Annotated in this window: 2 protein-coding genes and 2 pseudogenes; 2 read left to right on the top strand and 2 right to left on the bottom strand. The window is 56.5% G+C overall.

The features are described from left to right. Nucleotides 1–11 precede the first annotated feature (11 nt). Entirely contained in the window at nt 12–1,589 is a 1,578-nt protein-coding gene (locus NKH19_RS29805) for an ABC transporter substrate-binding protein (protein WP_352983393.1), read from the bottom strand. 982 nt (nt 1,590–2,571) lie between these two features. Further along, a complete protein-coding gene (locus NKH19_RS29810; RefSeq protein WP_352983395.1) occupies nt 2,572–3,570 on the bottom strand; it encodes a succinylglutamate desuccinylase/aspartoacylase family protein in 999 nt (332 codons plus the stop codon). A 348-nt stretch (nt 3,571–3,918) separates the two neighbouring features. Between NKH19_RS29810 and NKH19_RS29815 the strand changes: the two are divergent. Both NKH19_RS29815 and NKH19_RS33670 read left to right on the top strand, forming a co-directional pair. Beyond that, nucleotides 3,919–5,101: pseudogene (locus tag NKH19_RS29815) on the top strand (IS701 family transposase). Nucleotides 5,102–5,417: 316 nt separating this feature from the next. Next, nucleotides 5,418–5,651: pseudogene (locus tag NKH19_RS33670) on the top strand (IS66 family transposase); the annotation flags it as partial. Between the last annotated feature and the right edge of the window lie 371 nt (nt 5,652–6,022).

A 6,022-nucleotide genomic window follows, 5' to 3' on the forward strand; every position in this document is an offset into this window, starting at 1 on the left:
ATCGTCTCCTATTAAGCTGGCTTGAAATCGATATAGAGCGGACGGCCGTCAGGGCGAGTAGCAGCTTGCATTGCAGTGGTGCGGTACATGATCGGCGTCGCCTGATTCGTTAGAAACCGGTAAGCTCCTGAATCCTCCATCAGGTCTTGCATTTCATGATAGAGCTTCGCGCGCTCCACTGGGTCACTGACTGCAATCCCCTTATTGCTGAGCTCGTCAAAGCGGACGCTGCGGAACCGCTCCCAATTCCAGATGCCAACTTGGTCGCTCATAAAACCGTAAGTGGCATAGTACGGATCTGGCAACGAGGTGAAGAAGTTTACAATGAGCTGAATATCTTTCCATTGGTTACCCTGCGATTCCATACCGATCGTGTTGAAGGATCCAGGATCTTGGACGTTGACATTGACAATAATGCCGATCTGCGACAATTGCGCCTGTACCGTCTCAGCTATCGTCGAATAAGCACTTTGGTTCACGCACGTAATCGTTAAGTCCAGTTCGCTGACGCCCGCCTTTTGCAAGAATTGTTTGGCCTTCTCTAAGTCGCCTTCTGGTGGGACGAGCGCTTTGTCTCGGTTACCAATAATCCCCGGCGCGACGACGCCGGTAGCCACATTGGCCTGCCCCGCATATGCAACATCTAAAATCTGAGGAACATTGATTCCCCATTGAATGGCCTTGCGAACATTGATATCCTTTAGATTTGGGTGATCCACATTCATGCCGACCCAAACATAGTTTATTGGTTTCTTATCTTCGACTTTAGTATCGATCGGCGGCTGGCTCTTTAAAGTCTGGAGCGATGCCAAATTGATAAATGTGAAATCGACGTCGCCCGCTTGATATGCCCTCTGCGCAGCCGTTACATCGGCGATGGGTAAGATGCGGATTTCGTCAAACCCCGGCGCCGGGCCAGACCATTCGAGATTGCGCGTTAACACTACATGTTGGTTTGCCTTCCATTCCGTGAGCACATACGGACCCGAGAAGGCGGGAGGCTTCATGCCGAAATCCCCGCCGTCCTTCGTTGCCTTCATCACCGCATTCTCGGAAACGATATGTCCGGCGCCATATGGGAGAGCAACATTCCAGCATGGTATGTATGGGGATTTGAATACGATGACGCCAGTATAGTCATCCTCCAGATCCACGCGATCCAAAGAGCCCCAATCGAGCATAACCGTGGAGTTGTGTTTGATGATGCGCTCGAACGAGAATTTGACATCCTTGGCTGTCATTTCTCCGTGATCGCCAGTGAACTTGATGCCCTTCTTCAAACGGAATCTGATATGAGTAGGGTCTACCTGCTCGATTGTCTCAGCCGCCTCCAGTTCCCAGCCCCATTCGGAACTCGTCTTGTAACGCGTTAGCTTTGAGTAAATACAGTTCATTACATCGACATTGTACGAATTGTTGTAGAAGCCCGGGTCGAGCTTATCGATGTCGTAGTCGGATCGCACTGTAAGCACCTTACCTTCCGCGGCCCAGATGGCCTGAGACAACGGCATGTCGGCAGCAATCAAACCCCCGCTAAGCGCGGCACCCGACTTCAGAAGAGTACGCCTATTCACACGATGTAAACTCACGTCGTTCCCCTTTTTTGCTATGCGGCCTCTCGTTTGGAGTAGGCTTTCGGTGATTAGACGTTGACTTCATCGTAGCCGCTCGCCCACGATGAATTGGATATCAGGTAATGCAGGACTGTAGGAGGACGTCCAAAGAGCCGTCAAATACCAATTTTGGATCGGCGGTATCTTGGATCTAGATGGCGCTCTAGCTCTGGCCGGTATGGTCATCTGCAGATCAAGTCCAGATTTCACCAACGAGCGTTTCGGCTCTCTGGCTCCAGCTGCTTTCGAAGATCCAGATCTGCTCGATCGCTGCGCCCTTTCGGGTTTCATTCTTGAGGCAGGGCGGCAAATCTCGCGCGTCGGCCGTACAGAGCGTCTCGAACTACTCGCGCCAGTCCCTCTGGCTGGCTTGAATTTGCGGATGCCCCCAAGCGGTGTTGTTTGTCCATTAGCATGACGGGCGCCATACGGAATCCGGGTCGCGCGTCAGGACCGGACGCTTTCTGCAGGACCTGGCATCAATGGCGGTTGAGGTGCTCCGCAAGCTTGCTGGCATTGGCCGGACAATGAGCTTGCGGTAATGCGTTACAAAACAGGTGACGGCGAGACTTGGAACACTGTGCGAGTTCGGGAACTGAGAGCGCTCGGATTGCCGGAATACGATCCGGAGCAATCCGATAGGAAGATGTGTAGGCTTGGGCAAGGCTGCACGGCACTTTGGTATCTGTATCGGCTCCGACAACCCTGGTGCTGAAGAGGGATGTTGAAAGCGACACCGCATATGTCTGGCGCTCAATGGCTTGTCCGGTTGAAGAACTGACATTAGAATCGGTTCGGATAGGTGGCACATGCCACCGACACGGTACGACTCGTATGCCGACGTCCCATGCAATCGCCACTGCGCAGGCAGAATCCATCATACGCTGCGTCATTGTGTCCAGCGCTGGCAGGTCATATCATTTCGAGTTGATCGCGCGGCCGATCGATCAGCACGCAATCATGAGAGATTTCGCGGTCGAGCAAGATAAGCTAGCTCATCGTCGGCGTTGACATACCCTCCGGATCGGATACCGCAGACGATAGATGTAGTGGGAGCGCAGATATCAATGGAACCAGTCGACAGCGACTCCATCGGACGGAGGATGCCTATTAGGTCTCCCTGCTGCACTTTATCCAACACCGAACAGCGAGGTTCGAAGATGCCTCGCGCTGGCGATTTCAGCAGGTCGGATAAGAGCGTTTCAAGTGTCTGGTTGGACTTCTGCTGACGGAAGATCGGAGACTCTGCTGTTCCCTCGACGAGTCCGAGCGCGATGAGGGCATTGCGGACGCCAGCCTCATAGATTCCCAGAGCTTCGGAGCCGACCGTGCCGCCGCCGAATTCGGCACAGACGAATACCTTGCCTTGGCGATGCACCCAAGCATCGAACATTACATCCGTGTCGTAGTATTCCCAGAGCAATGTCACCGGTAATTTGAATGCCTCTGCCATTCGGAGCGTCTTGGCCATGAGATCTGCATCAGCAATAGGATGAGTGATGACCGCCGGTGGAAAATCCCACGTTGGTCCGAAGCTGTGCAGATCAAACACGGTGTCGGCCATAGGCAACAGCAGGCGCAAAACAGCATCTACTATTCGTTCTGTTACAGACCCGTCAAAGCGGCCCGGAAACACTCGATTTAGATTCTTCCCATCGACCGGTGTGGTACGGGTCCAAGCCTGCACGGCAAGCGGATTGAGTTCTGGTAGGATTATGACCCTTCCACACGTTTGCGCTTCAGGCAGCCAGTCAGCGAGCCGTCGTGCGACAATTGGTCCTTCCAATTCATTGCCATGATTTCCGCCAGTGATAAGGAGGCGCGGTCCCTCCCCCCTATTGCAGCTGAAGACTGGGAGCGAAAGGGCTTCGCAGTCGACACCTCTGGGGACAACAAGATGCCCCGTGCTCACGCCAGGGGTGTCGAGATTGAACGTAAGGTGCGGTGCTTCGCCCATTGTTATCCCTCATTTGCAGTAGAATTTGCGACGCTAGACGTTACCTGTGCACGCTTTGGGCAACCAATCCAGATTATCGGCCACAACCCGACCGCCTCTAGATGGATCTGCCTTAACATGGCGTTGCCGGCTCATCGTGAAGCGTGCCCGAATCCCAGAAACATCGCGAGAGCATCCGACCCTACATGAAAAGTTACTTCCCCCTTAAGCCAACACATATCGATCGTCGGCAGCTTTCGTCAAATTCAGCTTGGATATGGTTGTCATCTAGGAGTGAGATGGACGCAAATCTAGCTAGTAGTTGCGGATCATTTGATTTTATTCACTCGACAGGTTATGGAGGGAACCATGTCTGTCGCTTCGTGGTCAGGGTCGTTGTTGGCTTGGGAGCAGGAGCTCACTGCGCTGAAGGCGCGGGTTGGGCGGGTGCTTCCTCGTCGTGAGTTGCGGGAGACGGGCGCAGATTTCCTTGGTGGCCTTCTTTCCGGCATTGAGCGTAAGACAGGCTGGCTGATGGCCGAGCAGTCCGGAGCGGCCCTATCGGATGCAGTCGCTGTTGGGGCGCAGCCACTGGGACGCTGATCGGCTCCGAGACGAGGTTCGCGATTATGTGGTGGAGGCGTTGGGCGATGAGGATGGCGTCCTGATCGTCGACGAGACGGGATTTGTGAAGAAGGGCGATCGTTCCGCCGGTGTCGCGCGTCAGTACTCGGGAACGGCGGGGCGGATCGAGAACAGCCAGATCGGCGTGTTCTTGGCTTACGCGAGCCGCTACGGCCAAGCGCTGGTTGATCGTCGCCTTTATCTGCCGGAGAGCTGGACAAAGGATCGGGCGCGATGTGCCAGAGCGTCGATCCCGGAGACGGTCGAGTTTGCGACCAAGCCAAAGATGGCGCGCGCCATGGTCGAGGCGGCGCTCGATGCCGGAATCCCGTGCGCTTACGTTCTGGGCGACGCTGTCTACGGGGCGGACAGCAGCCTTCGCCGGATGCTGGAAGCTCGCGAGCAGCCCTATGTCTTGGCGGTTCGAGGCGCTCACTTCATGCGCCGTGGAGGGGATCGTCTGTTTGAGGAAACCTCGCCCGAGGAACTGGCCGGCGAGTTCGAGCCCGACGACTGGGTCTGTCATGCGGCAGGTGAAGGCGCCAAAGGGCCTCGGCTCTACGACTGGGCACGCATCCGCCGCCCTTGGACGTCAAAAGGCGGCTTCGAGCATTGGCTTCTCGTCCGCCGCAAGCGATCGACATCCGAAGAAAAAGCCTACTACCTGGTCTTCGCCCCGCCCGGTTCCTCCTTGGCCGAATTGGCGGCAGTGGCCGGCCTGCGCTGGGCGATCGAGGAGTGCTTTGAGCGCGCCAAGGATGATCTCGGACTGGATCATTGCGAGGCTCGGTCCTGGCATGGATGGCATCGCCACATGAGCCTGTGCATGGCCGCCCTGGCATTCCTCTCGAAGCTATCGGCTGATCTTCGCCGCAGCGCATGGAGCAAACCGAACGAAACGAGTCCAAAGGAGCCAATCGCCGCCTGATCCGGATGGCTGCGCTCGTCCCGAGCGTCCCCGAGATCCGCTATCTCCTCGCCCGGATCCTCATCTTCCCACCGACACAAAAGCCCTTCATCATCGCCTGGTCGTAATGGCGACGACGACGTCAGGCTGCGGCCACCATCTGTCACTACAAACGGCATCGGCATCCGCAACTGTAGTACTAGCATCCCGCGCGAATTGTTGTCGGCGCGCCAGGGAGAACCACGCCGACGCGCTGTCGCCCACGAGCACGATTTCACTATGGGCATCGACTAGCAACGAGGCCATCGAGGTGCGCGTTTGGGGCATCTTTGCGGACGTGCGAAGAGAAATATCGCCCCAGCTCTTGCGCTGGATGATCGAGACGCGCGACAAACTCTCGCGCGGACACGATCTGACCAAGGCCTTCAACTACATGCTGCGGCGCTGGTCATCCTTCACCCGATTCCTCGATGATGGCCGGATTTGCCTACCGAACAATGCAGCCGAGCGAGCCCTGCGCGGCATCGTCATCTCGCGGTCATTCTGCCCATATTGGGCAGGAGATCGAGGTCCATTACCGTTGGCACCGTATTTCGGACGTCGGCTTCGCTGCGAGAACAGCGAAGAACGCGCGAACGGTCGGACATTCATCTCGTCGTCGTGCCGGGGCATGTCATTACCGCTCCCGCCTGGATGGTCGATCCGGTGGCTTGCGCGACAATGGACCTGGGCTCCCCCGCGCGTATCGCTTGCCGCGCTGCCTGAGCTTCACAAGCTCTTGATCGAACGCCGTTTCCGGCGAGGCTCTCCGGATGGTTTCACCATCGCGGAGGCGCAACATGAGAACCCTGCCACCCCCGACACGATCTCTCGTGGTCGTTCGCCAACTCAGCTTGCCGCTCGACTCGCAGAAGCTGAACGGGCTGAGTTCAGCGCAACGGA

Source organism: Mesorhizobium sp. M1338, assembly GCF_040318045.1.
Lineage (GTDB): Bacteria > Pseudomonadota > Alphaproteobacteria > Rhizobiales > Rhizobiaceae > Mesorhizobium.